This window comes from Bacteroides sp. AR29 (assembly GCF_900217715.1).
Lineage (GTDB): Bacteria > Bacteroidota > Bacteroidia > Bacteroidales > Bacteroidaceae > Bacteroides > Bacteroides uniformis.
In genome coordinates, this window is record NZ_OBMS01000001.1 from 1 (window position 1) to 1,211 (window position 1,211).

Annotated in this window: 1 rRNA gene; it reads left to right on the top strand. The window is 49.5% G+C overall.

Annotated elements, in window-relative coordinates:
• Positions 1 to 82 precede the first annotated feature (82 nt).
• A 16S ribosomal RNA gene (locus CSD97_RS00005) occupies positions 83 to 1,211 on the top strand; the annotation flags it as partial.

Here is a 1,211-nt window from a genome sequence, read left to right on the forward strand (position 1 = left end):
AAACTTTTTGAATTCGAGCGTCCTGGACAGATAATTAAGCTGCCGCACTTTAATTTTTAATTTGCGCAGTCACGATACTTTTACAATGAAGAGTTTGATCCTGGCTCAGGATGAACGCTAGCTACAGGCTTAACACATGCAAGTCGAGGGGCAGCATGAACTTAGCTTGCTAAGTTTGATGGCGACCGGCGCACGGGTGAGTAACACGTATCCAACCTGCCGATGACTCGGGGATAGCCTTTCGAAAGAAAGATTAATACCCGATGGCATAGTTCTTCCGCATGGTAGAACTATTAAAGAATTTCGGTCATCGATGGGGATGCGTTCCATTAGGTTGTTGGCGGGGTAACGGCCCACCAAGCCTTCGATGGATAGGGGTTCTGAGAGGAAGGTCCCCCACATTGGAACTGAGACACGGTCCAAACTCCTACGGGAGGCAGCAGTGAGGAATATTGGTCAATGGACGAGAGTCTGAACCAGCCAAGTAGCGTGAAGGATGACTGCCCTATGGGTTGTAAACTTCTTTTATACGGGAATAAAGTGAGGCACGCGTGCCTTTTTGTATGTACCGTATGAATAAGGATCGGCTAACTCCGTGCCAGCAGCCGCGGTAATACGGAGGATCCGAGCGTTATCCGGATTTATTGGGTTTAAAGGGAGCGTAGGCGGACGCTTAAGTCAGTTGTGAAAGTTTGCGGCTCAACCGTAAAATTGCAGTTGATACTGGGTGTCTTGAGTACAGTAGAGGCAGGCGGAATTCGTGGTGTAGCGGTGAAATGCTTAGATATCACGAAGAACTCCGATTGCGAAGGCAGCCTGCTGGACTGTAACTGACGCTGATGCTCGAAAGTGTGGGTATCAAACAGGATTAGATACCCTGGTAGTCCACACAGTAAACGATGAATACTCGCTGTTTGCGATATACAGTAAGCGGCCAAGCGAAAGCGTTAAGTATTCCACCTGGGGAGTACGCCGGCAACGGTGAAACTCAAAGGAATTGACGGGGGCCCGCACAAGCGGAGGAACATGTGGTTTAATTCGATGATACGCGAGGAACCTTACCCGGGCTTGAATTGCAACTGAATGATGTGGAGACATGTCAGCCGCAAGGCAGTTGTGAAGGTGCTGCATGGTTGTCGTCAGCTCGTGCCGTGAGGTGTCGGCTTAAGTGCCATAACGAGCGCAACCCTTATCGATAGTTACCATCAGGT